19 protein-coding genes and 1 tRNA gene are annotated in these 23,618 nt (G+C 67.6%); 6 read left to right on the top strand and 14 right to left on the bottom strand.

What is annotated here, in order from left to right:
• Positions 1–38 precede the first annotated feature (38 nt).
• Together PSQ39_RS03055 and PSQ39_RS03050 are read left to right on the top strand one after the other, a co-directional pair.
• Positions 39–704: a response regulator gene (locus tag PSQ39_RS03055; protein WP_273925117.1), complete on the top strand. Its 666-nt coding sequence runs from the start codon at positions 39–41 to the stop codon at positions 702–704.
• Between the two features lie 51 nt (positions 705–755).
• A tRNA-Phe gene (locus PSQ39_RS03050) sits at positions 756–831 on the top strand.
• A 215-nt stretch (positions 832–1,046) separates the two neighbouring features.
• Here the strand turns inward: PSQ39_RS03050 and PSQ39_RS03045 are convergent.
• Complete coding sequence (locus tag PSQ39_RS03045) at positions 1,047–1,496, bottom strand: winged helix-turn-helix transcriptional regulator (protein WP_273925116.1); 450 nt, start codon at positions 1,494–1,496, stop codon at positions 1,047–1,049.
• A gap of 88 nt (positions 1,497–1,584) precedes the next feature.
• Here PSQ39_RS03045 and PSQ39_RS03040 point away from each other — a divergent pair, with 88 nt between their 5' ends.
• Entirely contained in the window at positions 1,585–2,436 is an 852-nt protein-coding gene (locus PSQ39_RS03040) for an SDR family oxidoreductase (RefSeq protein ID WP_273925115.1), read from the top strand.
• Between the two features lie 76 nt (positions 2,437–2,512).
• Here PSQ39_RS03040 and PSQ39_RS03035 read toward each other — a convergent pair whose 3' ends face one another.
• The 4 genes from PSQ39_RS03035 to PSQ39_RS03020 form a co-directional block, all read right to left on the bottom strand.
• Positions 2,513–2,911 carry a hypothetical protein gene (locus tag PSQ39_RS03035; protein ID WP_273925114.1) on the bottom strand — a complete coding sequence of 133 codons (399 nt, stop codon included), beginning with the start codon at positions 2,909–2,911 and terminating at the stop codon, positions 2,513–2,515.
• Positions 2,912–3,061: 150 nt separating this feature from the next.
• Positions 3,062–4,402, bottom strand: coding sequence for a phospholipase A (locus PSQ39_RS03030; RefSeq protein WP_409241974.1), 1,341 nt, complete (start codon positions 4,400–4,402; stop codon positions 3,062–3,064).
• Positions 4,342–4,818: a hypothetical protein gene (locus PSQ39_RS03025; RefSeq protein WP_273925113.1), complete on the bottom strand. Its 477-nt coding sequence runs from the start codon at positions 4,816–4,818 to the stop codon at positions 4,342–4,344. Before PSQ39_RS03025 ends, PSQ39_RS03030 begins: the two co-directional genes overlap by 61 nt.
• 114 nt (positions 4,819–4,932) lie before the next feature.
• Positions 4,933–6,996, bottom strand: a complete 2,064-nt coding sequence (locus tag PSQ39_RS03020; protein WP_273925112.1) for an ATP-dependent helicase — start codon at positions 6,994–6,996, stop codon at positions 4,933–4,935.
• 184 nt (positions 6,997–7,180) lie between these two features.
• On the opposite strand from PSQ39_RS03020, the gene PSQ39_RS03015 reads away from it, so the two are divergent.
• The gene (locus tag PSQ39_RS03015; protein WP_273925111.1) at positions 7,181–8,152 is read left to right on the top strand and encodes an acid phosphatase; all 972 of its coding nucleotides are present in this window, start codon (positions 7,181–7,183) and stop codon (positions 8,150–8,152) included.
• 153 nt (positions 8,153–8,305) lie between these two features.
• Positions 8,306–9,283: an AEC family transporter gene (locus PSQ39_RS03010; protein WP_273925110.1), complete on the top strand. Its 978-nt coding sequence runs from the start codon at positions 8,306–8,308 to the stop codon at positions 9,281–9,283.
• A 2-nt stretch (positions 9,284–9,285) separates the two neighbouring features.
• Here PSQ39_RS03010 and PSQ39_RS03005 read toward each other — a convergent pair whose 3' ends face one another.
• The 7 genes from PSQ39_RS03005 to PSQ39_RS02975 all read right to left on the bottom strand — a co-directional run bounded on the left by PSQ39_RS03005 (position 9,286) and on the right by PSQ39_RS02975 (position 19,120).
• The gene (locus tag PSQ39_RS03005; RefSeq protein WP_273925109.1) at positions 9,286–10,038 is read right to left on the bottom strand and encodes a M48 family metallopeptidase; all 753 of its coding nucleotides are present in this window, start codon (positions 10,036–10,038) and stop codon (positions 9,286–9,288) included.
• Between the two features lie 181 nt (positions 10,039–10,219).
• Complete coding sequence (priA, locus tag PSQ39_RS03000; RefSeq protein ID WP_273925108.1) at positions 10,220–12,325, bottom strand: replication restart helicase PriA; 2,106 nt, start codon at positions 12,323–12,325, stop codon at positions 10,220–10,222.
• 1,135 nt (positions 12,326–13,460) lie between these two features.
• Positions 13,461–14,606, bottom strand: a complete 1,146-nt coding sequence (gene hemE, locus PSQ39_RS02995; protein WP_273925107.1) for a uroporphyrinogen decarboxylase — start codon at positions 14,604–14,606, stop codon at positions 13,461–13,463.
• Between the two features lie 128 nt (positions 14,607–14,734).
• Positions 14,735–15,067 (bottom strand): thioredoxin family protein, encoded by a 333-nt coding sequence (locus tag PSQ39_RS02990; protein ID WP_273925106.1) that lies wholly within the window; start codon positions 15,065–15,067, stop codon positions 14,735–14,737.
• Positions 15,068–15,091: 24 nt separating this feature from the next.
• A complete protein-coding gene (locus PSQ39_RS02985) occupies positions 15,092–17,368 on the bottom strand; it encodes a protein-disulfide reductase DsbD family protein (protein WP_273925105.1) in 2,277 nt (758 codons plus the stop codon).
• A gap of 43 nt (positions 17,369–17,411) precedes the next feature.
• On the bottom strand, positions 17,412–18,167 hold the full coding sequence (locus PSQ39_RS02980) for an alanyl-tRNA editing protein (protein WP_273925103.1): 756 nt from the start codon (positions 18,165–18,167) through the stop codon (positions 17,412–17,414).
• Positions 18,164–19,120, bottom strand: coding sequence for a LysR family transcriptional regulator (locus tag PSQ39_RS02975; protein ID WP_273925102.1), 957 nt, complete (start codon positions 19,118–19,120; stop codon positions 18,164–18,166). The genes PSQ39_RS02980 and PSQ39_RS02975 overlap by 4 nt, the downstream gene beginning before the upstream one ends.
• 132 nt (positions 19,121–19,252) lie before the next feature.
• Here PSQ39_RS02975 and PSQ39_RS02970 point away from each other — a divergent pair, with 132 nt between their 5' ends.
• Complete coding sequence (locus PSQ39_RS02970) at positions 19,253–20,293, top strand: zinc-binding alcohol dehydrogenase family protein (protein ID WP_273925618.1); 1,041 nt, start codon at positions 19,253–19,255, stop codon at positions 20,291–20,293.
• A 10-nt stretch (positions 20,294–20,303) separates the two neighbouring features.
• Here the strand turns inward: PSQ39_RS02970 and PSQ39_RS02965 are convergent, their stop codons facing one another.
• Both PSQ39_RS02965 and PSQ39_RS02960 read right to left on the bottom strand, forming a co-directional pair.
• Entirely contained in the window at positions 20,304–22,565 is a 2,262-nt protein-coding gene (locus PSQ39_RS02965) for a diguanylate cyclase domain-containing protein (protein ID WP_273925101.1), read from the bottom strand.
• The gene (locus tag PSQ39_RS02960) at positions 22,555–23,424 is read right to left on the bottom strand and encodes a transporter substrate-binding domain-containing protein (RefSeq protein WP_273925100.1); all 870 of its coding nucleotides are present in this window, start codon (positions 23,422–23,424) and stop codon (positions 22,555–22,557) included. The genes PSQ39_RS02965 and PSQ39_RS02960 overlap by 11 nt, the downstream gene beginning before the upstream one ends.
• Positions 23,425–23,618: the final 194 nt, after the last annotated feature.

Here is a 23,618-nt window from a genome sequence, read left to right as displayed (position 1 = left end):
CTTCGTCTCCTCTCTCCTGGAATCGCAATCTTTTAATCATGGCAAACATACTGGTGGTCGACGACGAGTTGGGCATTCGCGATCTGCTGTCCGAAATTCTCAACGATGAGGGCCACAACGTCGAGTTGGCAGAAAACGCCTCGCAAGCGCGCAATGCCCGCCAACGTGACGAATTTGACCTGGTGCTGCTCGACATCTGGATGCCCGACACCGACGGCGTCAGCCTGCTCAAGGAATGGGCGGCTGGCGGCCTGCTGTCCATGCCGGTGATCATGATGAGCGGCCACGCGACCATCGACACCGCCGTTGAAGCCACCCGCATCGGTGCCTTCTCGTTTCTGGAAAAACCCATCACCCTGCAAAAGCTGCTCAAGGCGGTGGAGCAGGGCCTGGCCCGCCATCAGCTGCGCAAGACCGCGCCCGCCGCCCCCAGCCTGCCCGAGCCCCGTGTCGAGCCCGCGCCCGCGCCGGTGCTGCCGGTCAGCGAGGCGCCATCCCAAGCCCAGCAGCTGTTTGATCTGGACAAGCCCCTTCGCGAAGCGCGTGACGGCTTCGAGAAGGCCTACTTTGAATTCCATCTCGCGCAGGAAAACGGCTCCATGACCCGCGTGGCCGAGAAGACCGGCCTGGAGCGCACCCACCTGTACCGCAAGCTGCGCCAACTGGGGGTCGACCTCTCGCGCAGCAAAAGAAATGCGATTTAAACGAACTTCTTGCGCGGACCCCAAAAAACTGGTTATAATTTAAGTCTTGCAGGCCTGGTAGCTCAGTTGGTAGAGCAGCGGATTGAAAATCCGCGTGTCGGTGGTTCGATTCCGCCCCAGGCCACCAGAATTTAAGCGCCCCAGCACTCGAAAGAGCCTGGGGCGTTTCGCATTGGAGCGCTCGCGTTCCCGGTAGCCCGAAGTCGCCGTTGGCGGTGGGCTCGGTTGCAACGCAGGGGTTCAACGCAGGGTGTTGCTGTCGCTTCTTCCCGAGCCAGGAGGCGCTGGCCGGGACGGATTCTTCTTGCGGTCGCAGCCCCCATGAGCGGATCCACCTGGCCCTCAGCCCGCCACCCTCGCGCTTTCCGCTGCCCCCACCACCACGCGCTCGCTGCGCGCCTCCATCATCCTGGGCAGGTTGCCCTCAATCCAGTCCGCCAGGTCTTCCACCCGCAGGCCCACCTCCTGGCCCAGCGGGGTCAGCGAGTACTCGACGTGGGGCGGCACCACGGGGTAGGACACGCGCAGCACCAGGCCATCGCTCTCCAGCCACTGCAGGGTCTGGGCCAGCATTTTTTCGCTCACGCCGTTGATCTTGCGGCGCAACTCGCTGAAGCGGTGCGTCTTGCGCAGCAGCGCGACCAGCACCAGCACGCCCCAGCGGCTGGTGACGTGGCGCAGCACCTCCCGCGACGGGCACGCTTCGGCAAACAAGTTGCCGCGCTCCAGCCCCTCGGCCAGTGAACGGGGGCGGATGGGGCCCACGGCCCGGGGTTCGTCTGGATTTTGCATCGCTTACCTTTTGGTGCGTACTTGTAAAAAGTTAGTGCTTACCAAATGATAGTGCTTGTCTTCATTCAACGCATTAGGAATTCACACCATGATCGTCGTCACCGGCGCCTCGGGCCAACTGGGCCAACTCGTCATCCAGGCTTTGCTGCGCCAAGTGCCTGCCTCGCAAATCGTCGCCGCCGTGCGCCAACCCGCCAAGGCGACGGACCTCGCCGCCCTGGGCGTGCAGGTGCGCCAGGCCGATTACACCCAGCCTGCCACCTTGGATGCGGCATTCCAGGGGGCTGAAAAGGTGCTGCTGATTTCGTCCAGCGAGGTGGGGCAGCGCACCGTGCAGCACCATAACGTGATCGATGCGGCCCAGCGTGCGGGTGTCCAGTTGCTGGCTTACACCAGCCTGCTGCGCGCCGACAGTTCACCGCTGGGTTTGGCTGCCGAGCACCAGGCCACCGAGGCCTATCTGAAGTCGGTGGGCCTGCCCCATGTGCTGTTGCGCAATGGCTGGTACACCGAGAACTACCTGGCCAGCGTGCCGCCGGCCTTGCAGCATGGCGCTTTCATTGGCAGCGCGGGCGAAGGCCGCATCGCGTCGGCCGCTCGGGTGGACTACGCCGAAGCCGCCGCCCGTGTGCTGACCTTGCCAGACCAGGCCGGTCGGGTCTATGAGTTGGCGGGCGACACGTCCTACACCCTGGCTGAGTTCGCCGCCGAACTCAGTCGCCAGTCGGGCAAGACCATCCCTTACATCAACCTGCCGGAAGCGGAATACCAAAAGGCTTTGGTGGGTGCGGGGCTGCCTGAGGGGCTGGCCAGCCTGTTGGCGGATTCGGATGCCGGGGCCGCCCAGGGCGCTTTGTTCGATGAGGGTCGCCAGCTCAGCGCTTTGCTGGGTCGCCCAACGGCATCATTGGCCTCCTTGGTGGAAGCTGCCTTGGCTTGAGGGCTTGGCTCACCCTGCCGCTGGGTGGAGGGAGATTGGGGCGCCTGGCGCCCCAGCGCCGTCCCGATGGGGCGGCTCAGGCCGCCTGAAACCCGGCCCGGCTCTTGGGGGGGCTGGCTTTGGGGAATTTGCCGTGGGGCAGGGCGTGCAGGCGGTGGAACAAGCGCCGGCAATACCCGGTGATGCCCAGGCATTTGTTGATCTCTTCCACGGGCAGTGGGCCTGACACCACCACGATGTCGTTGGCAATGTCCACGGCACCGGCCGCGCGCAGACGGCGTCGGGCCCCAGTGGCCCAGGACTGGATGCGTGTGGGGCTGCCGTGTTGGTGCAATTCGCCGGTGTGGCGGTCAAAGGCGATGGCCACCGTGTCGGTCTTGAGCCTAAAGCGCCGCTCACCCGTGAACGGGCTGGGCGCTTCGGTCATGTCGTACAGGTAGTAGCTGCCGGATTTGAGTTGGTATTGCAGGTCCATGGGTGTGTCCTCGTGCCCCGATTGTGGTCGGGGCACCGCGAGGGCAAGAGCCGGAAAACGGGCCTAAAACCCCCGGTTATCCAGGGCGTCCAGGCCGTTGGGGCACTGTCTTTGCGCTAGGTTTTTCGTAGCAGGTCTCAGAGATCGGGTTCAGAAGTCGACCAGGCTCAGGCCGACGCTGAACACCACGCGGCGCCGGTTGTAGTCCAGCAGGCTGTCGCCGTAGCCGCTGAACAGCTGGGTGTGCAGGCGCAGCCCGCTCTTGCCGCCGGCCTCCGGCCCATTGCCCAGGGCGCGCAGCCATTCCAGCCGCACCGAGCCGCGGGCTTGCGAGCCCAGCGAGTGCCGCACCGTTGCGCCCAAGGTGTTGTCTGGGCTGGGGTGGTAGTAGACCGTGGCTTCGCCGCGGCCCACGTAGTTGCTGATGCCCGGGTTGTCGTCGCTGTTGGCGCTTTCATTGATGCGGCGCCACAGGCGGCCTTGCACGCGCCAGCGCGTGTCCAGCTCAGCCCCGCTCATGAGGTAGTAGCGGTTCCAGCTGCGCGACAGCGGCAGGCTTTGGCCGTTGGACTGGTGCGCCAGGCCCACGCCGGTGTAGCGCCAGCGCCAGCCGCCGGGCAGGGCTGCATCGGTGGGGTAGACATACATCACCTCAGGCTCGTGGTCGGTGCTGCGGAAGGGGCGCGACAGCTGCGGCGTGAACAGCTGCCAATACGACTGCTGGGTGTAGCCAAACCACAGCGAGTCCTTGAGCGTGGGGTGACCTTGTGTCAGCAGGCCTTGGGCGATCTTGGTGCGCACCGACAGCTGCAGGCGGGTTTCGGTGCGTTTGTACTCGACCGGCGCGCTTTGGGTGTGGCCGGCGCTGGGCGAGCTGGGCTGGGTGTTCACGCTGTCCGACATGATCAAGGCCAAGCTGATGGGCCGGTAGCCGCGGATGCCAAAAGTACCGCAGTCGCTGCCGTTCTCAAGCTCCCAAAAGCGCGAGGTTTCGGTGTACTGGCGGTCCTGGCAGCCGGCTTCGGTGCCCACGCTGATCAGGCGTGTGGCGGGCAAAGTGGTGTCCACCGGGCGGGTGTCAGGCTGCTGGCTGGCCAAGGCCCCGGGCGACACGGTCAGTTCACGTGCCGCGGGGGGCGTCGCGCTGGGCGCCAGCGCCGCAGCGGAACCAGGAATGGCGCCAGGCAGCGCCGCCGCTTGGGCCCAGTCGTCAAAACAGGCCAGGCGCGCGGCGGGGTCGTTGGCCAGGGCTCGGCAGGCCTGCCAACCGGTGGCTGGGGCCGCGGCCGCGCTTGGCTTGGGGGCGGCTGGGGTGGGGCTGCTTTGGGCCAGGGCGGGGGCGCCGGGCAGGGCGATCAGCAGACCGGCCACCAGGGCCGTGGTGCGCGCTGCGCTGTGCGCTTGTCCGCGCAGGCGGCTGATCAGGCGACTCAATCGGCCAGTTTGCGCAACACGAACTGGCGTGTTGAGGGGGTTTTGTCGGAAGTCCATGTGCCTTTGATTTCCCGGCCGCAGCGCTGCTCTGTCACGGTGCCCAGCCAGGTGGCTGAGATGTTGCGGCCGTTGTCTGATTCTTCGAGGGTGAAGTCGCCATTGTCCACATCACCGCTCAGCCAGACGCGTTGACCGTCTCTCTGCATCACGCCGCGCACGCTGCCGGGCAGTTCAGGGTGGCGCTCCAGCAACAAAGTGATGGGCGTGGGGGCGCCGGGGCTGAACTCGGCGCGCCAAAGCCCGTACAGGTCGCTGGGCTGCCAATCCTCCAGGCTGGGGCAGCGGCTGGGGGCGCTGGGCGGCGGTGGGGGCGGCGGGGCGTCGGCCCACGTGGCCAGCGACGCCAGGCCGCAGGCCCACCAGCACGCCATACCCAGGCGGCGCAGGCATCTTGAAAAGAAGGTGTCATTCATGGCAGTGGGCAGTGGGCAGTGGGCAATGCAACAGGTCTGGGGCCGGTCTGTCCCACCGCTTGGGCGGGCTCGGGGCGCGTAGCTTAGCGTGAGTCGAAAGCGCCCGCGCCGGGCTCAGCCCCCGGAGGACTGGGCAGCGCTGGCCGCGCGCTTGGCAAACTCAGCGCGCAAGGCTTTGAGCTTTTCGCGTGGGTCTTCCTTGACGGTGTTCTGGTCCAGGGCCATTTCAGCGATGAAGCGGCTGGGCAGGGCGGCCACCATCTCGCGGCCTTTCTTGCGCCGCCGGGTCCAGCTCACGGCCAACGTGCGTTGGGCGCGGGTGATGCCCACGTACATCAGGCGGCGCTCTTCCTGCAGACGCAGGGCCAGGCTCTCGCCGCTGACCTCGCTGCCGGGCTCCTGGTCCATCTTGAAGGGCAGGATGTTTTCGTTCACGCCGACCAGCATCACATGCGGCCACTCCAGGCCTTTGGAGGCGTGCAGGGTCGACAAGGTGACCACGTCCTGGTCTTGCTCGCGCTCGCTGATGGTGGACAGCAGGGCAATGGTCTGGGCGACTTCAAGCAGGTTCTTCACCTCGCGCGTGGTGCTGACCCCGGCGGCGTCGTCGATCTGGCCGCCGCAGCGGCCCGACATCCAGTCGCAGAACTCCAGTACGTTGGTCCAGCGCGTGGCGGCGGCTTTTTCGCTGTCCTCGTTGTCGTACAGATGCTGCTCGTAGCCAATCTCTTTGAGGAAGTCGAGCAAGAAGGTGCGTGCGTCTTCGGCGCCCAGGGTCTGGCGGGCGCGGTATTCGAGGTCGTTCACATAACGGCCAAACTCTTGCAGGCTGCCGCTGGCGCGTGCCGGCAACACGTTTTGCAGCGAGGCGCTGAACAGCGACTCGAACAGGCTCAGCTTGTACTGGCTCGCGTACACGCCCAACTGGCCGAGCGTGGTGTGGCCGATGCCGCGCTTGGGGGTGGTGATGGCGCGCAGGAAGGCGGGGTCGTCGTCGTTGTTGATCCACAGCCGGAACCAGGCACACAAGTCCTTGATTTCGGCGCGGTCAAAAAAGCTCTGGCCGCCCGACACCTTGTACGGGATTTGCGCACGACGCAGCGCCTGCTCAAACATGCGCGCCTGGTGGTTGGCGCGGTAGAGGATGGCGAAGTCCTTCAGGTCCTTCCACTTCGAGGTGGCACGCAGGCTCTGGATGCGGGCCACGGCGCGCTCGGCCTCGTGTTCTTCGTTGTCGGCGTCGACCACGCGCACCGGCTCGCCTTCGCCGAGTTCCGAGAACAGGGTCTTCGGGAACAGCTTGGGGTTGGGCTGGATCACGTTGTTGGCCGCGCGCAGGATGGCCGAGGTGGAGCGGTAGTTCTGCTCCAGCTTGATCACCTTCAGGTCCGGGAAGTCCACCGGCAGCTTGCGCAGGTTGTCCAGCGTGGCGCCGCGCCAGCCGTAGATGGACTGGTCGTCGTCGCCCACGGCGGTGAAGCGGCCGCGCTGGCCCACCAGGGCCTTGAGCACTTCGTACTGGGTGGCGTTGGTGTCCTGGTACTCGTCGACCAGCACATGGCCCAGCATTTTTTGCCACTTTTCGCGCACCTCGGCGTGGTCGCGCAGCAGCTTCAGCGGCATGCCGATCAGGTCGTCAAAGTCCACGCTTTGGTAGGCCGTCAGGCGCTCTTCGTAGCGGGCCATGATCTCGGCGATCACGCGCTCGTGGTCGTTCTCGGCCTGGGCCATGGCCTGGGACGCGTTCAGGCCCTGGTTCTTCCAGGCGCTGATGGTCCATTGCCACTGGCGGGCGGTGGCCATGTCGGGGCTGCCGCCACAGTCCTTGAGGATGCCGGTCACGTCGTCCGCGTCCAGGATGCTGAACTGGGGCTTGAGGCCCAGCACCGCGCCATCCTCGCGCATCAGGCGCACGCCCAGGGCGTGGAAGGTGCAGATCACGATGTCCTTGGCCTTGCGCCCGATCAGGCCCTTGGCGCGCTCGCGCATTTCCGCCGCGGCCTTGTTCGTGAAGGTGATGGCCGCGATGCGCTTGGGGTCCAGGCCGGAATCGATCAGGTGCGCGATCTTCATCGTGATCACGCGCGTCTTGCCCGAGCCCGCGCCGGCCAGCACCAAGCAAGGGCCTTGCACGTAATTCACAGCTTCAAGTTGGGCGATGTTCAGACCGGCGGACATGGGATGGGCGAGATGGGCGGCGCCTGTGGGTGGGCCGAGGGGGGACGGGGAGGCAATGCGGCCCGCAATGATAGCGGCTGCCGCTGTCGGGCTCGCTGCGACAACGCTTGTCGAGCGGACGCGTGATGGCCGGGGGCTCCTGGCCATGTGTTCCCTGAACCACTTTCCACGGAGACCTTTGCCCATGCGTTTTCCTTCTCACCTTGGCCAAGCCAGCCACTGGCTCTTGGCTACCGGCACCACCTTGTGCATGCTGCTCAGCCTGGGGGCTTGCTCTGACTCGGGCGCCGCCAGCGCCGATGGCTCCCCGCCGCCGACCACGTCAAGCCAGATCGGCGACTACCCCGCAGGCTCAGGGGTGTGGCGGGGTTATCTGGCCCCTTCGGCCTGGCCTGACAGCCTGGCCTTGCTGCCCCCACCACCCGTGACTGGCTTGCCACCCTACTTGGCCGACCAATACGCCTTTGAGAGCACGCGCGCCGCAGAGAAGGGTGCACGGGGCGAGGTGGCGAAACAAGACGCCGACTTGAGTTTTCCCCATGCGCCCAACCAGTTCGCCTGCGCTTTGGGCATGGACATCCAGGCCGATCGAAGCCCCCATCTGAATGCCTTGCTGCGTCGCACCTTTGCCGATGCGGGCCTGGCCACCTACAAGGCCAAGAACTACTACAACCGCGTGCGCCCCTTTGTCGTCAACAAGACCAGCACCTGCCTGCCCTCCAGCGATGCAGCCTTGGCCAAGGACGGCTCTTACCCCTCGGGCCACACGGCGATTGGCTGGACCTGGGCGCTGCTCTTGTCCGAGGTCTCGCCTGAGCGCACCAACGCCCTGTTGCAGCGCGGGCTGGCCTTTGGTCAAAGCCGGGTGGTCTGTGGTGCCCACTGGCAAAGCGATGTGGACAACGGGCGTTTGGTCGCCGCCGGCGTCGTGGCGCGTTTGCACAGCGATGCGGTGTTCCGCGCGCAAATGGCCTTGGCCCAGCAGGAGGTGGCCGTGCTGCGCCAAACCGTGACGGCCAGCACCCGCGACTGTGCCGCCGAAGCGGCAGCGCTGGGCACGGGCGCAGGCACCGGCGCCGCCTCGGGAGGCAGTGACACCCCGGCCTTGCCGCCCAGTTTGCTTTCCCCGAGCGCCACTTCTGCGACCACACGCTGACGCGCCCCGGGCAGGAGGCCGTCCTGCCCGCGTCGCCTGGGCCCGGCGTACCGGGCCTGCGGCGCCAGCAGCTCCGCGCCACCGGCGGCAGAATAGCGGCTTCACCTGCCCTGTTCACCCCGGCGCCGGGCTTCCGGCTGAAAGCGTCCCCGCGTGCTGTCGATCCTGCTGGTCACCTTCCCCTTTTTTGCCTTGGTCCTGTGCGGCTACCTCGCCGCGCGGCGGCGCATGCTGCCGCTGGAGGCCATACCCGGCCTCAACACCTTCGTGCTGTTCTTCGCCCTGCCTTGCATGCTGTACCGCTTTGGCGCCAGCACGCCGCTGGCGCAGTTGCTCGATGCGAGCCTGTTTTTCGTCTACCTGCTGTGCGCTTTGTTGATGTTGGCGTGGACGGTGCTCAGCACCCGAAACCGTCACAGGGGCGGTCCGGTGGGCTGGAACGACGCCGCCTTTGGCGCGCTGGTGGCGGCTTTCCCGAACACCGGCTTCATGGGCGTGCCCTTGCTGGTGGCCTTGTTGGGCGCGGCGGCGGCGGGGCCGGCCATCGTGACGATCACGGTGGACCTGGTGATCACCTCCTCGCTGTGCATCGCCTTGTCCCGCCTGGACGGAGCCGACAAGCACGGCGCAGGCCAGGCCTTGCGCAACGCCTTCAAAGGCATGGTGGCCAACCCCATGCCCTGGTCGATTTTGCTGGGTGGCGCGGCCTCGGCAGCCAGTTTCAGCCTGCCCGCACCGGTGCAGAAAACCGTGTCCTTGCTGGCCGATGCGGCCTCCCCCGTGGCCTTGTTCACCATTGGCGCGGTGTTGGCGCGGTCACAGATGCTGTCCTCGCGCCATGCCCTGCCCGTGCGCGGCTGGGGTGATGTGCCCCGGATTGCGCTCTACAAACTGGTGCTGCACCCACTGCTCGTGTGGGGTGTGGGGCGCCTGGCCATGGCCGCCGGCTGGCCGCTGGATCCGTTTGCGCTGACCGTGGTGGTGCTGGTGGCGGCCCTGCCCAGTGCCAGCAATGTGTCCATGCTGGCCGAGCGTTTTGACGCCGACACCGGCCGCGTGGCGCGCATCATCTTGATCTCCACGGCCGCGGCCTTTGTCAGTTTTTCAGCCGCTGTCGCGCTGCTGACCTGAGCTCAACCCTTCAATTGGGTTTCCACTTTGCTGGCGCGGTCGCCGGGGGCCGGGTGGCTGGAGAACATGCTGTTCTCACCGCCGCCCAAGTCCTGCAGCTTGCGCAGCGCGCTGGCGGCCGCAGTGAGGTTGTAATTGTGTTTCTGCATGAAGCGCACCGAGTAGGCGTCCGCGTCGCTCTCCTGGCTTTGTGAGAACTGGGCGTGGATCAGCTTTTCGGCCAAACCGCCCAAAGCCGATTGGCTGATCACCACGGCGGCCGTGTTGCCGGAGGCGGCCATCGCGTCGCGGGCAGCGGAGGTGGCGTAGGCGGTCTGCAAAGCCTTCTTGCTGTGGCCCAGTTTCACATGCGCGATCTCGTGCCCAATGACAAAGCGCAATTCGTCGTCACTCATCTTGTCCATCAGGCCGCTGTAGACGCGCACTGTGCCATCGGCCATCGCGAAGGCGTTCACATCCGGGGTGAGGTAGACCTTGAAGTTGAGTTTCAGCCCATCCTCGTTCTGCAGTCCGGCCACCACTTTGCCCAGGCGCACGGCATAGGGCGAGCCCGCTGGAGCGACCTTGTTGCGTTTGTCCTCGCTGGCGCTGACCTGTCGGGCCACATCGGCGACTTCGGCGTCGCTCAGCGTGGCGGCTTTGACGCCTTTGCTGGCGGCATCGATGGCGCTGCCGAGGTCAAAGGCCTCGGACAGGCCGGTGTGGAGGGTCAGGGTGACGGCCAGGGCCGTGCCCAGCCAAGCAGTGAATTTCATTTGGAGTGCTCCCGAGAATCTTCTTGTGTGCGCCGCGTCAAGCCCGAAGCGCCTTCGCCGAAGGCCCGCGTCGCCTGCGCAGTGTCATCGCCTGCAGGGACTGGCAGATCAGGCTTTTTCGATTTGAAATGCCTGTAACTTCTCTGGGGTATCGAGTGGCGCCGATCCGGGTTTCGGTGGCTCAAATGAGCAGCGGATCCACATCCACCGCCCAGCGGATCAGGCCTTTGTGCTCGGGCGCGGCGCGGGTGGCGTGCAGCACGGCTTGCCACTGCGCCAGAAAGCGTTGCAGGGCGGCCCGCGAGGGCGATTCGATCAGCATCTGGGCGCGCTCGATGTTGGCCACGCGCTGAATCGTCATGGGCACGGCCGAGAAGCGAAACACCTGGCTGGCCCCCTCCAGCTCGGCGCCGGCCGCGCTGGCGCTGTTCAGAAAACCTTGCGCCACCGCCTGGGTGCGCGCTTCCGCACGCACCAGGGCCTGGAAGGAAAACGGCGGCATGCCGGCCTGCTCGCGCTCTTCGAGCTGGGCCTGAGCAAAGGCCGGGTAGTCGTGGGTCTTGAGCGCCTCGAACAGCGGGTGCGTGGGGTAGAAGGTCTGCACCCACATCTCGCCTTCGCTTTTTTGCGCACTGACAAAGGCCGCGTCGCGCCCGGCCCGGCCGGCCGCCTGCATGAGCAGGGCAAACAGGCGTTCGGGCGCACGGAAGTCGCTGGAGAACAGCGCGCCGTCCGGGTTGATGGCCGCCACCAGGGTGACCCGGCGGAAGTCGTGTCCCTTGGCGATCATCTGGGTGCCGACCAGCACGTCGACCTCGCCCCCGTGGACTTGGGCCAACTGGCTCTCCAGGGCGCCCTTGGCCCGGGTGCTGTCGGCGTCGATGCGGGCGATGCGCGCGGGCTGGCCGTCGGGGCGCAAGGTCTCGCTCATCAGCTCGGCCAGTTGCTCCTCCAAGCGCTCCGTGCCCCGGCCCAGCGGCGCGATGTCCAGGTTGCCGCAGTCCGGGCAGGCGCGCGGCACCGCCTGGGTGAAGCCGCAGTGGTGGCAGCGCAGGGTGCGGTCAATGCGGTGGAAGACGCGGAAGGCGCTGCAATGCGGGCACTCGCTTTTCCAGCCGCAGTCATTGCAGTGCAGCACCGGGGCGTAGCCGCGCCGGTTCAAAAAGACCATCACCTGCTCGCCGCGCGCCACGCGCTCTTGCATGGCGCTCACCAACTGGGGCGAGAACACCGTGCCCTTGCTTTGCCGGTTCATGTCCACGCGGCGCACCCGGGGCAGGCCGGCGTCGGCGGCCGCCCCCACCCGGGTGGGCATGAGCAGGCGCTGGTACCGCCCGCCCTCGGCGCTGGGCCGGCTGTGGTGCCAACTCTCCAGCGAGGGCGTGGCGGAGCCCAGCAGCACCTTGGCCCCTTCTTGCTGGCCCCGGTACACGGCCAGGTCGCGCGCCGAGTAGCGCGCCCCTTCTTGTTGCTTGTAGCTGGGGTCGTGTTCCTCGTCCACGATGATCAGTTGCAAGCCGGGCATGGACGCAAAGATCGACATGCGGGTGCCCAGCACCATGCGCGCCTGGCCGCTGTGGGCGGCCAGCCAGCTCTTCAGGCGCTGGGCCGGGGTCATGCCACTGTGCATCGACACCACGGCCTGGACGCCCCAGCGCGGCGCAAAGCGGGCCTGAAAGCGCTCTTCCAACTGGGGGGTGAGGTTGATCTCGGGCACCATGATCAGGGCCTGTGCGCTCGGGTCGCGCTCCAGCAGGGCCTGCACGGCGTGCAGGTAGACCTCGGTCTTGCCGCTGCCCGTGGCGCCAAACAGCAAAAACGGGCCTGGGTGCTGTTCAAGCTGTGCGCAGACCTCGGCCTGTTCGGCGGTCAGCGCCAGGCCCGCTGGCGTTGGTGTGGCGGGGTCGGGGGCGGCCGCCTGGGGGCGCTTCAGGCGCCGCGCCAGTTGCTCCGGTCCCAATTCGCGCAACTGGGGCGGCAGCGAGGCCAGCGCTACCTCGCCGAGCGAGCGCTGGTAGTAACGCGACGCAAAGCTCACCAGGCGCATCCAGGCGGGCCCCAGCGGGGGCAAGCCGGCCAGCACACCGGCGACTGGGCGCTCGGTCACGCCCTCGGTGTCCAGGTCCTGCTCGGCCACCGGCCACACCACGCCCAGGGTTTCACGTTTGCCCAGGGGCACCCGCACCAAGGTGCCCGGGGGCAGGGCCTCGGGGCTTTGGTAGGTGAGGGGGCCAGACAGGCCGCTGTGCGCGGGCGTCTGGACCACGACGGCAAGCCGGTGATGCATGGGCTGGCATTGTGCGTCAGCGGCGCGCTTGTGCCCGCCACGGGGAGGGGATCTGTTCAGGGGATGCGCGCTGAGTGCTGGATTTGGCAGCTTGGCGCCAAGTGTTCAGCATTTCTGTGGATAACTTTGTTGATAGAGTGTCTCGACACAGACAAAAGCCTTGTGTGACAAGGGCTTGGCTGATTTGCTTAAAAATTGATCATCCAACTTAAGTCTATATGAATCAACAACTTATCGGGATTCAGTAGCACTTTGGCTCGCGTTTTTGTCGGTTCCGCCACCTTCAACCAGGCCAGCGAATTTTGTGCATAAGTAAGCGCGCCGCGAATTCGCCCATGCACCAAATTGGACTTGGACTTGTCCCGCCCCTTGCACAAGCTGTCCACAGACTTGTCCGCTTCAGGTGGCTTGGTGGCAATGTGTGCCAAGTGCTTGATTCCACTGGGAAATTCACACCATCCCGGGTTTCTGTGGATAACTTTGGGGATAGCCAGGCGGGTTGCAGGCCAAATCCTTGTCTCCCTTGGCCTCTGACAGATTGCTTATTTATTGGGCAGTGTTTGATTTCTATATAAATCAACAACTTAGCGGTGCTTCAAAACCTTCCCTGTGAAAAAACCGCTGCAGGTGTTTGGAAAACCTAGGGGCGTGCTTCTGTGCATAACTGAGGCGGCCCGGGCGCCACTTTGGACGGCGAACCGGTGCCTCGCGTTCGTCGGGTGCTGACACGCTGACCCAGCGGGCTAGAGAGGTGACCGATGGGCGCCACGCCGACGCTAAGTCCTTGATTTTGAGGGGGATTTACGGAAATTCACAAAAGCTGTGGATAACTTTGTTGACATCTGCCCCTGAGCCGCGCGCAAGCCTTGTCCCACAAGGCTTTTCTTAGATTGCCTGGAAAATCGGCAAAAACAAATAGTCATATAAATCAATGACTTAGAGTTCTCTCGGTGTTTGCGTCTGGCGCTGGGACCGTGGTGCACCGCACCAGAAAAATTGTGCACAAGTCTCTTGACGTGCTCTTGATTTTGGGCTTTGGCCGACCCCGGCAGGCGTCAAGAGGCACGAAAAAACCGCCAGCGGCCGTGGCCGGTGGCGGTGTTCGGTGCAGGCTGGGCCTGTGGGCCCACGGGACTCAGCCGCCGCGCAGGCGGCGCGAATGGGTGTGCACGGCTTCGACCAGGGCCGCCACATGCTCCGGCGGGGTGTACTGGCTGATGCCGTGGCCCAAGTTGAAGATGTGGGTCGGGCCGGTGGTGCTGGGGTCCAGGTGCGGGGTGCCAAAGCTGTCCAGCACGCGCGCCACCTCGGTGGCGATCTGGGCCGGCGGGGCAAACAGCACATTGGGGTCGATGTTGCCCTGCAAGGCCTTGCCCGGGCCTCCCACGGCGCCGCCCACGCGGGCGCGGGCCTGGCCCAGGTTCACCGTCCAGTCCAGGCCCAGCACCTCGCAGTCCAGGGCGGCCATGTTGTCCAGCCACAGGCCGCCGCCCTTGGTGAACACAATGCGCGGGATGGCCACGCCGTCGTGTTCGCGCTTGAGTTGCTTGAGCACGCGCTCGGTGTAGGCCAGACTGAACTGCTGGAAGGCGCCGTCGGCCAGCACCCCACCCCAGCTGTCGAAAATCATCACCGCTTGCGCGCCGGCTTCGATCTGGGCGTTCAGGTAGGCGGCCACCGAGTCGGCGTTGACCTCTAGCATGCGGTGCATCAGGTCGGGGCGGCTGTACAGCATGGACTTGACCAGGCGGTAGTCGTCGCTGCCCTTGCCTTCGACCATGTAGCAGGCCAGGGTCCAGGGGCTGCCCGAGAAACCAATCAGCGGCACGCGGCCGTTCAGGGCGCGGCGGATGCTGGTCACGGCGTCGAACACATAGCGCAGGCGGTCCATGTCGGGCACCTCGAGCGCGGCCACAGCGGCTTCATCGCGCACCGGGCTGGCAAAGCGCGGGCCCTCGCCCTGCGCGAAAGACAGGCCCAGGCCCATGGCGTCGGGCACGGTCAGGATGTCGGAGAACAGGATGGCCGCGTCCAAGGCATAACGCTCCAGCGGCTGCAACGTGACCTCGGTGGCGTAGTCGGTGTTGGTCGCCAGGCCCATGAAGCTGCCAGCCTTGGCCCGGGTGGCCACGTACTCCGGCAGGTAGCGGCCAGCTTGGCGCATCAGCCACAGCGGCGTGTGGTCCGTGGCCTGGCGCCAGCAGGCGCGCAAGAAGGTGTCGTTTTGCAGCGGCGCAAAGCGGCTGCTGGTGGCGGTGGTGGGGGCGGCAGAGGTGCTCATCCTGCGATTGTCGCAGCAGCGCCCGGGGCTGGCCCTGGCGCTTTCTTGCACCAAGTCAGGCGATGCGCATTTTGTCGCTGCCCTGCACCGCTGGGTCGACCTGGCCGCGGTGCCGGTTTGGCTGGGCTTCAGGCCGGCGGCAGCGCCTGGGTCAGCCACTGTGCCACGGTGGCGGTGTCGGTGGGGCGCACCAGGCGGCCGGTTTCCTGCCCATCGACCAGCGCGATCAAGGTCGGCCAGAGCTTCACGGCAAAAGACCGGCCCAGGGGGCGCCCACTGCCGTCTTCCACCAACTGGTGGCGCAGCCCGGGGCGGGCGGCCAGGGCCTCGATCACCGGGCCTTGCGCGGCCTGGCAGTGGGCACACCAGTCGGTGCCAAACTGCAGCAGCGTGGCGCCAGGCCAGGTGTCGACATCCGCCCGGCTGGGGGCTTGGGGGGAATAGCGCAGTTCAGCGGTCATGGTGGGCACGGGGGGGAGAAGGACTCAGGTGTTGGGCAGGGCCAGGGCTTGGCGCACCTCGCCCACGCTCAGCAGTTCGGACAGCACCACGGGCGCTTGGCCCGGGCGCAGCACCACATAAACCGGCACCCCGCTGCGGCCCAGGGCCTTCAGGGCCTGGGTGATGGTGGGGTCTTGCCGGGTCCAGTCGGCGCGCAGCAAGGCCACGCGCTGATCGGCCATGTCTTTCAGCAGGGCCGGGTTGGCCAGCGTGCCGCGTTTGTTGACCTGGCAGGTCACGCACCAGGCCGCGGTGAAGTCGATGAACACGGGCCGCCCCTCGGCCAACAGCGCCTGGGCGCGCGCTTCGGACCAGGGGGACCAACCGGATTCGGCGGAGGGGCTGGCGCTGCCCACCGGGGCTTCGGGCGCCAGGTTGAGGTTGGGCCCCAGCACCCAAGCCAGCCACAGCAGCAAGGCGGCGCACAGCCCGCTCAAGTACAGGCGGCTGCGGCCCGGGCGGTTCAGGGCCCAGGCCAGGGCGCTCAGGGCCACCAGCAGGCCCAGCAGCGAGCCCGCGCCATCGATGCCACTTTGCTGGCCCAGCACCCAGACCAGCCAGGCCACGGTGCCAAACATGGGAAAAGCCATCAACTGGCGGAAGGTCTCCATCCAGGCTCCAGGCCTGGGCAGGCGCTGGGCCAGGACCTGGCTCAGGCCAGGCAGCACCGCCACGGCCAGGTAGGGCAGGGCCATGCCCAGACCCAGGGCGACAAAAATCGCCAAGGCCTGGGCGGCCGGCAAGGCCACCGCAAAGCCCAGCGAGGCGCCCATGAAAGGCGCGGTGCAGGGCGAGGCAATGGCCACTGCCAACACGCCCGACAGCGCGGCGTCCGCCACCGGGTGACGTGCCTGGGCACTGGCCAGTCGGCTGGGCAGCCAGGCGCCGAACTCGAACAGGCCGGCCAAGTTGAGGCCGATCACGGTGAACAGCGCGGCCAGCGCCGCCACCACCCAGGGCGACTGCAGCTGAAAGCCCCAACCCAGCTGCGCGCCGCCAGCGCGCAAAGCCAGCATCAGGGCGCCCAGGGCGGCAAAGGACAGCACCACGCCGCCGGTGTAGGCCAGGCCTTGCAGGCGCAGGGCGCGCGCGCCCTCGGCACCGCTGTGGCGCGAAAAGCTCAGCAGCTTGATGGCCAGCACCGGGAACACGCAGGGCATGAGGTTGAGCACCAAGCCGCCGACCAGCGCGCCCAGCAAGGCCAAGGCCCAGGCCAGGGCGCCTACCGGCGTGGCTGCTGGGTCGGAAGGGGCGGCCGTGTTGGCGGCCGACTGGTTGGCCGCCAGGGCGGCGCTGAGCGCGGGCGACACCGTGCTGGCGGCGGCCACGGCGGGCCACTCGCCTTGCACGCTCACCTGGGCGCGGTAGGCCACGCCGCCGGCTTGCGGGCTGGGCAACACCAGACCGAGCTGGCCGGGGCTGCTGCTGCGCTGCGCCGACAGCGGGACCTCGGCGGTCCAGACCGCACCGTCCCAGCGCGCGGCGCTGGGCGCGGCAATGTCCAGCACTTCGGGTTCTTCAGGGAACAGCGTCAGTGGCTGGCCGCGCCAGGTGGCTGGCAGGCCGGCGATGCGCACGCTCAAGGTCTGGCCGTCCACGCGGGCGCTGTGCGGGCCGCTCAAGGCCTGGGGCAGGGCGGCGCGGGCGGCCGCAAAAGCCGGGGCCTGGGCCGCCGTGGAGCCGGCCACGGGCAGGTCCAGCGCCAGGTCGGCTTGTTCGGGAATGCATTCCTGGCGGCACACCAGCCACTCGGCGTGCAGGCGGATGGGCACCGCGCCGCCCTGGGCCTGCCAGTGGCGCGCGACCTGCACCGGCACCGGCAACAACACCGTGCCTTCGTACCCCAGGTTGGCCAATTGGCCGATGCGGATCTTGTGCGGCACCGGCCATTCAATCTCGCCGGCACTCAGGCCGGCAGGCAGCTGCCAGCTCAGTTGGGTGGGCAGGCCGGAGTCGCCAGGGTTCTTCCAGTAGGTGTGCCAGCCGGGCTGGTGGGTGATGCTCAGGCCCAGCCACAGCGGCTGGCCTGGCCCCACGCCCTGGGGTGCCAGGGCCACCAGTTCGGCTTGCACACGGGGGGTGGTCACGCTGGCGCTGGCGGCGTTTTGGAGGGCGCGGGCCGGGCTGTGGGCGCCGGGGCGCAGGTCCAGCTGGGCCACGGCGGGGGCGGTCAACAGCCAGGCGCTCAGGGCCAGGGCGGTGCCCAGGGGGGCGCCACGCAGCCGTGCGCGGAGCCGATCAAACAAGGTGGTGTGGGGCATGGGCTGGGTGGGAGCGTGCAGGCGCGGGGAAGTTCCAGCGCCCTCAGGGCGCGAAACCCAGCACCACACGGCGCGACTGGGCGCTTTTCTTTTCAATCTTGGTGACCACCACGGCGCCGATCTCGGCGGTGTTGGCCACATGGGTGCCACCACAAGGCTGCAGGTCCACGGCCAGGTCACTGCCGGGCAGGGCGGCGATGTGGATGGTGCGCACCTGGCCGCTGCCCCGGGGCGGCTGCACCGACATGCTTTTGACCAGGGCCGGGTTGGCGTCGAGTTCGGCGTCGCTGACCGCGCCCACCGTCACGGGCAACGCGGCCGCCACCAGGCGGGCCAGGCCCGCGTTGAGCACGTCTTTGTCCAGCGGCTCGGTCATGTGGAAGTCCAGCCGCGCTGCGTCGGCCGTGATGGAGCAGCCGTTCACGGGTTGCGCCACCAGGTGGCACAGCAAGTGGGTGCTGGTGTGAAAGCGCATCAGCCGGTGGCGGCGGGCCCAGTCAAGGCGTGCCGTCACGCCCTGCCCCCGCTGCAGTTGCGCCAGCAGCGCCTCCTGGCCGGGTGCGGGCACATGCACGATGTCGGCGGTGGGCTGGCCTTGTTCATCCTTGACCTTGCGCGTGTCGGCAATCAGCAATTCGCTTCCATCCGCCAACACCAGCCAGCCGCTGTCGCCGGCCTGGCCGCCGCCCAGGGGGTAGAACACCGTGCGGTCCAGCACCACGCCGGCCTCGCTGAGGGCGGTCACGGTGGCGCGGCACTCTGGCAGCGTGGCATCTTGGCGAAACAGGTCTTGGGTCATGGCGTCGATGGTAGCGAAGCCGGCGCCGGCCCGCTCCCGTCCAGGCCCATGCCCGACTGCTGGCAGCGCTGGGCCAGGGCCTCGATCAGGGCGCGCACCCGCGCTGGCACAAAGCGGTTGCTGGGCAGCACCGCGTACAGCGGCATGGTGAGGCCCTGCCAGTCGGGCAGCACGCGCACCAGGGCGCCACTGGCCAGGTCGGCGTGCAGGTCGACCTCGCTCTTGCAGACCAGGCCGTGGCCGGCCAGGGCCCAGCGGTGGGCGATCTCGGCGTCGTCGGCGCTGCGGCGGCCGTGCACGCGCACGCTCAGGCTCTCGCGCCCGTCGCTGCGGGTGAAGGGCCACTGCAGCAGGCGCCGCCCGCGCACCACAAAGCTCAGGCATTCATGTTGGCTCAGTTCGCTGGGGTGTCGCGGTGTGCCGTGGCGCGCGAGGTAGCTGGGCGCGGCGCACAGCACGCGGCGGGTGGTCAGCAGGCGCCGCGCCACCAGGCGCGAGTCGTCCAGCTCGCCGTAGCGCAAGGCCAGGTCGACCTGGTCGCGCACCACATCGCTGAGGCTGTCGCTGACGGCCAGCTGCAGCTCCACCCCGGGGTGGGCGGCGAGGAAGTCGTCCAGCCAGTCCAGCAGCACGCGCCGGGTCAGGTCGCTGGGCGCTGCCAGGCGCACCGTGCCCATCAGCTGCGCATCACCTTCGCGCAACTGGGCCTGGCCTTCGTCCAGCAGGTCCAGCGCACGGCGCGCATAGGCCGTGAACAGCTCCCCTTCGGCGGTGATGCGCATGCTGCGCGTGCTGCGCTCGAACAGGCGTGCTCCGAGCCGGGCTTCCAGCTTCTTGAGCGCGGCGCTGGCGGCGGCCGGGCTGGTGTGCAGGCGCGCCGCGCTGGCGGTCAGGCTGCCCGTCTCGGCACAGGCCAGGGCCACACGCAGCTCGTCCAGATTTTCAAGTTTCATTTGAAACTGATGCCTTTTTAAAGAGGTTTATCTGAAATTCGAGAAGAATTAGATTCTCCTTCATCAACCCGTTTTCATTTCTTGATTGCCATTTGAAGGACTGCCATGAGCGCTGCTGCCCCTCTGACCACCATGCAAGCCGTGGGCTACCACCAGCCCCTGCCCATCGACCACCCCGAGGCCCTGCTCGACCTGCGTCTGCCCGCGCCCCAGGCCGCCGACCTGGACCCGCACGACCTGCTGGTGGCGGTCTCTGCGGTGTCGGTCAACCCCGTGGACACCAAGGTGCGGCGCAGCCGAGCACCCAGCGCCGGCCAGGCCGAGGTGCTGGGCTGGGACGCGGTGGGCACGGTGCAGTCCGTGGGCTCGGCGGTCAGCCTGTTCCAGCCGGGCGACCGGGTCTGGTACGCGGGCAGCATCGTGCGTCCGGGCAGCAATGCCCAGCTGCAGCGCGTGGACGAGCGCATCACGGCCCACGCGCCGCGCACGCTGACTGATGCCCAGGCCGCAGCTTTGCCGCTGACGGCCATCACCGCCTGGGAGCTGCTGTTTGATCGCCTGGGCGTGCCCTTGCAGGCCGATGCGCGCGGGGGCGAGGGGCAGACCTTGCTGATCGTGGGCGCGGCCGGTGGCGTGGGCTCCATCCTGATCCAGCTGGCGCGCCAGCTCACCGGTTTGACCGTGGTGGCCACGGCCTCGCGCCCCGACACCCAGTCATGGTGCCTCGCGCTGGGGGCTCACCACGTGATCGACCACCACCAGCCGTGGGGCCCGCAGCTGCAGGCGGCTGGCATCGGCCCGGTGCAGCGGGCGGCTTCGCTGACCCACACCGGCCAGCATGTGGCGCACATCATCGAGGCCCTGGCGCCGCAGGGCCAACTGGCCTTGATTGACGACTTCGAGCCCGGCGCGGTGGACTTGATGGCCTTCAAGGCCAAGTGCCTGAGCCTGCACTGGGAGCTGATGTTCACGCGCAGCCGCTTTGGCACGCCAGACATGGTCGAACAGCACCGCTTGCTGCAGCGTGTCAGCGACTTGGTCGATGCGGGCCGCCTGCGCAGCACCGAGGGCGAACACATGGGCCCCATCAACGCCAGCAACCTGCGCCGCGCCCACGCCTGGATCGAGTCCGGTCAGGCGCGCGGCAAGGTGGTGCTGCAGGGCTGGACCTGAGGCGGCAGCCTCAAGCGGGGGGCGGCGGTCGGCTCACCGCGTCGCTGGGCTCGCCGCCTGGGGGCGCGGCGGGCGGCGCTGAAAAGAACTCATAGCGGTTGCGGCCCGCGCGTTTGGCCCGGTACATGGCGATGTCGGCGTGCTTCATCAGGCGCTCCACCGTGCTGCCGTCGTCCGGGTACAAGGCCAGGCCCAGGCTGATGGACACCGTGATGGTCTGACCGGCCACGTGGCAGGGCTGGGCCACCTGGGCCAGCACTTTGTCGGCCACGGCGGCCAGGTCCTGGGCCGAGTCGACCTGGCCGATCAGCACCACAAACTCGTCGCCGCCCAGTCGGCAAATGGTGTCGCACTGGCGCAGCGTGGTTTGCAGGCGGCGCGCCACGGTGCGCAGCAACTCGTCACCGGCGGCATGGCCCAGCGAGTCGTTGACCTCCTTGAAGTGGTCCAGGTCCAGGAACATCACCCCAAACTGCCCGCCCACGCGCTGGCTGTGTTCGCAGGCCTGCTCGATGCGGTCTTGCAGCAGCACGCGGTTGGGCAGGTCGGTCAGGGCGTCGTGGTGAGCCAGGTGGGCCATGCGCTGGGCCATGGCGCGCGCTTCACGCACGTCCTGAAATACCATCACCGCGCCCATCAGCCGACCTTCGCGTCCGAAGATCGGTGCCACCGAATCCTGAATGGGGTGCAAGGCCCCATGGGCGCCTTTCAGCAAGGCGGTGCTGGGCAGGCCGGACACGCGCTGCTCGCGCAGGCAGCGTTGTACCGGGCTGTCGATCCGTTGCTGCGTGTCTTGGTCCAGCAGCACGATCACTTCGTCAAACAGGCGGCCGCGCAAGGCCTCGGCCGGGCTGCCCAGCAGCTTGGCCGCCACCGGGTTGAGGTACTGGACCCGGCCCTCCGGGTCACAGGCCACCACGCCGTCGCCGATCGAGTGCAGGGTCACTTCGGTGAATTCGCGCTCGGCGGCGAACAAGGCCAGGCGTTGTTGCTCGGTCACGTCCTCGATCACGGCCAAGGCTCGGCTGGGTTCGCCCAGGGCATCGCGCTCCCACACCGCGGACAAGCGGGCCTCGATGAGTTCGCCTTGGGCCGTGAGCCACTGGCAGGGCTCGTCCTGGCAAACGCCAGTGCGGCGCAGGGTGGGCAGCACCACGTCATGCATGCGCTGGGCCGACACGGCCGGCATGAAGCGGGTGAAGGGCTGCTGCAGCACCTCGGGCCCTTGTCGGCCCAGTTTCTCCAGCCACAGGTCGCTGGCGCTGACCAGGCGGCCATCGGGCAAAAATGACATCAGCAAGGCGGGCGTGTGGGTGTAGAGGTTGCGAAAGCGCTGCTCGCTCGCGCGCAGCTCCCGCAGGCCGTGGCGGTAGCCCTCCATGGCGGTGGCCAGCAGAATCGGCGGCACGATCACGGCCAGGATGGGCAGGTAAAACAGCACGTGTTGCCAATGCAGCGTGGTGGGCGGCGCCACCAGCAGGCCCAGGCCGATCTGGGTGCCAGTCAGCACCGAGGTCATCAGGTTGGCGATGGCGGTCAAGGCCAGGCCCTGGCGCAAGGCGATCAGCGCCAGCGGCAGGGCGATGTAGACAAAGGGGTAGGGCACGGCCAGGGGCACGACCAGCGACACCCCCGCGCTCAGCAGCAGCAGCGACACCGCCTCCAAGCGGCGCCCGGGCCGCAGCAAGGGGGCGTCCCGGCGGTGCAGCAGCACCAGCACCAGGGGCAGCAAGGAGATGCCGCCGATCAGCCCCCCCTCCAGCCACCGCGGCCATAAATAGGCAAAGTCTTGCTCACTGGCGCAGGCCAGCAAGGCCGCCCCCACGACCGAGCCCAGCAGGGCCGGTGCCACCCCGGCCAGCAGCAGCGCCTTGGCCAGCAGGGTCGGGCTGCGCAGCAGCTCGGGCCAGCGCGTGACCCGCTGCACCGCCCAGGCGGCCAGAGCGGTCTCCAGCAGGTTGGCCGGCACAAAACACAGGGCCGGGAGCAGGGCGTCACCGAGCGCCAGGTTCACCGCGACATTGGCGGCCATCATCAAGGGCAGCATCAGCAACCAGTCGCGGTGGGGCCGATGCGCCAGCGCCCAGGCACCAGCGAGGTTGGCGTACCAAAGGGTGGCCACGCTGCCGGGCAGTCGGGAGATTTCAATGCCCATGAAGGCCAGCGACGCATACAGCGCAGCGGCCCCCAAGGCCGCGAGGCCCAGGGGCCATTGGGCGACAGGGTGGCCCGATGCTGCCCGCGTCTGCTCGGTGTTGCGGTCAGGCTTCATCGGAGGCGGCCCCACGCGATCGCCACCAGGCCAGTGCCAGTCCCAGCAGGGCCAGGCCGGCCAGGCTCAAGCCCAGCCGGGTCAACCAGCGCACCCGAGCGTCTTCGCCGCCTTGCTGGCGGCCCTCCAGCCAGCGCTGGCGCATGGCTTTGCGTTGTGTTTCGGGCAATTGGCGCAGGGCGTTTTCGAGCCGCTCACCGATGTCCGGGCGGGACTTCAGAAACGCAAAACTCAAGGGGTATTCGAAGCCGATGTTGGCGTGCACCTGCAGGTTGCCCAGGCCCAAGCGGTCGGCTGCGAAGTAGACGCTGGCCACATCGGCCACCACGGCGCTGACCAGTCCCAGCTGCAGTTGCTGCAGGCTTTGGGCGTCGTCGGCCAGGGCCACCCATTGCACCTCGGGGTATTTTTCGCGCACAAAGGCTTCGACGGCATACCCCCGGCCCACCGCCACACGCTGGCCTTTGAAGTCGGGCAGGCCGGGCTGCCGGGCCATGGGCAAGGTCACCAGCACGGCGGGCACCGTGGCGTAGGACCGGGTGAAGCCCAGCCACTGGGCCCGCTCCGGGGTGGGGCGCAGCGAGGAGATCAGGTCCACCTCGCCGCGCTGGGCTGCTGCCAGGATGTCCTTCAGGGGCTGCGCGGGCAGGATTTCCAGCTGCAGACCGGCGGGTTCGGCCAGTGCCACCAGCATGTCCATCGACAGGCCGCGCACCGCGCCTTCGCTGTCTTCGTAAATGAAGGGGCCGTAGTCTTTTTCGGGGGCAAAGCGCACGCGCAGCGGGGGCGTGTCGGCGGGGACGGCGGCGTTGGCCGGCCAGGGGCCCAGCGCGGCCAGGGCCATGAACAGCGTCAGCAAGGCCGTGAGCCACCGCCTGCCACGACCCGGGGGCGACGCCGTTACGGCAGCCTGCTCCCTCAGCACCCAAGGCAGGGCACCGATGGCGCATTCATGAAACACCCCCTTGCCCTGCATGGCTGACGACTTTCCTTGTTCGGACGCGACTGACCTGGGACCAATCACCCCATTCTGGAGGAATCCCCCAATCGTTA

The organism is Curvibacter microcysteis, assembly GCF_028649455.1.
In the GTDB taxonomy this organism is placed as follows: domain Bacteria; phylum Pseudomonadota; class Gammaproteobacteria; order Burkholderiales; family Burkholderiaceae_C; genus Curvibacter; species Curvibacter microcysteis.
The sequence above is the reverse complement of the archived record's forward strand: the minus strand, read 5'-3'. Positions and strand labels throughout refer to the sequence as shown.

Bases quoted from the DNA above. Each gene is read 5' to 3' on its own strand.
- PSQ39_RS03015 (WP_273925111.1), top strand. From the start codon at position 7,181: ATGCGTTTTCCTTCTCACCTTGGCCAAGCCAGCCACTGGCTCTTGGCT.
- PSQ39_RS03025 (WP_273925113.1), bottom strand. From the start codon at position 4,818: ATGAATGACACCTTCTTTTCAAGATGCCTGCGCCGCCTGGGTATGGCG.
- PSQ39_RS02965 (WP_273925101.1), bottom strand. From the start codon at position 22,565: ATGAAGCCTGACCGCAACACCGAGCAGACGCGGGCAGCATCGGGCCAC.
- PSQ39_RS03040 (WP_273925115.1), top strand. From the start codon at position 1,585: ATGATCGTCGTCACCGGCGCCTCGGGCCAACTGGGCCAACTCGTCATC.
- priA (WP_273925108.1), bottom strand. From the start codon at position 12,325: ATGCATCACCGGCTTGCCGTCGTGGTCCAGACGCCCGCGCACAGCGGC.
- PSQ39_RS03045 (WP_273925116.1), bottom strand. From the start codon at position 1,496: ATGCAAAATCCAGACGAACCCCGGGCCGTGGGCCCCATCCGCCCCCGT.
- PSQ39_RS03030 (WP_409241974.1), bottom strand. From the start codon at position 4,402: ATGGACTTCCGACAAAACCCCCTCAACACGCCAGTTCGTGTTGCGCAA.
- PSQ39_RS02970 (WP_273925618.1), top strand. From the start codon at position 19,253: ATGCAAGCCGTGGGCTACCACCAGCCCCTGCCCATCGACCACCCCGAG.
- PSQ39_RS02980 (WP_273925103.1), bottom strand. From the start codon at position 18,167: ATGACCCAAGACCTGTTTCGCCAAGATGCCACGCTGCCAGAGTGCCGC.
- hemE (WP_273925107.1), bottom strand. From the start codon at position 14,606: ATGAGCACCTCTGCCGCCCCCACCACCGCCACCAGCAGCCGCTTTGCG.
- PSQ39_RS03035 (WP_273925114.1), bottom strand. From the start codon at position 2,911: ATGGACCTGCAATACCAACTCAAATCCGGCAGCTACTACCTGTACGAC.
- PSQ39_RS02975 (WP_273925102.1), bottom strand. From the start codon at position 19,120: ATGAAACTTGAAAATCTGGACGAGCTGCGTGTGGCCCTGGCCTGTGCC.
- PSQ39_RS03055 (WP_273925117.1), top strand. From the start codon at position 39: ATGGCAAACATACTGGTGGTCGACGACGAGTTGGGCATTCGCGATCTG.
- PSQ39_RS02985 (WP_273925105.1), bottom strand. From the start codon at position 17,368: ATGCCCCACACCACCTTGTTTGATCGGCTCCGCGCACGGCTGCGTGGC.
- PSQ39_RS03020 (WP_273925112.1), bottom strand. From the start codon at position 6,996: ATGTCCGCCGGTCTGAACATCGCCCAACTTGAAGCTGTGAATTACGTG.
- PSQ39_RS02990 (WP_273925106.1), bottom strand. From the start codon at position 15,067: ATGACCGCTGAACTGCGCTATTCCCCCCAAGCCCCCAGCCGGGCGGAT.
- PSQ39_RS03005 (WP_273925109.1), bottom strand. From the start codon at position 10,038: ATGAAATTCACTGCTTGGCTGGGCACGGCCCTGGCCGTCACCCTGACC.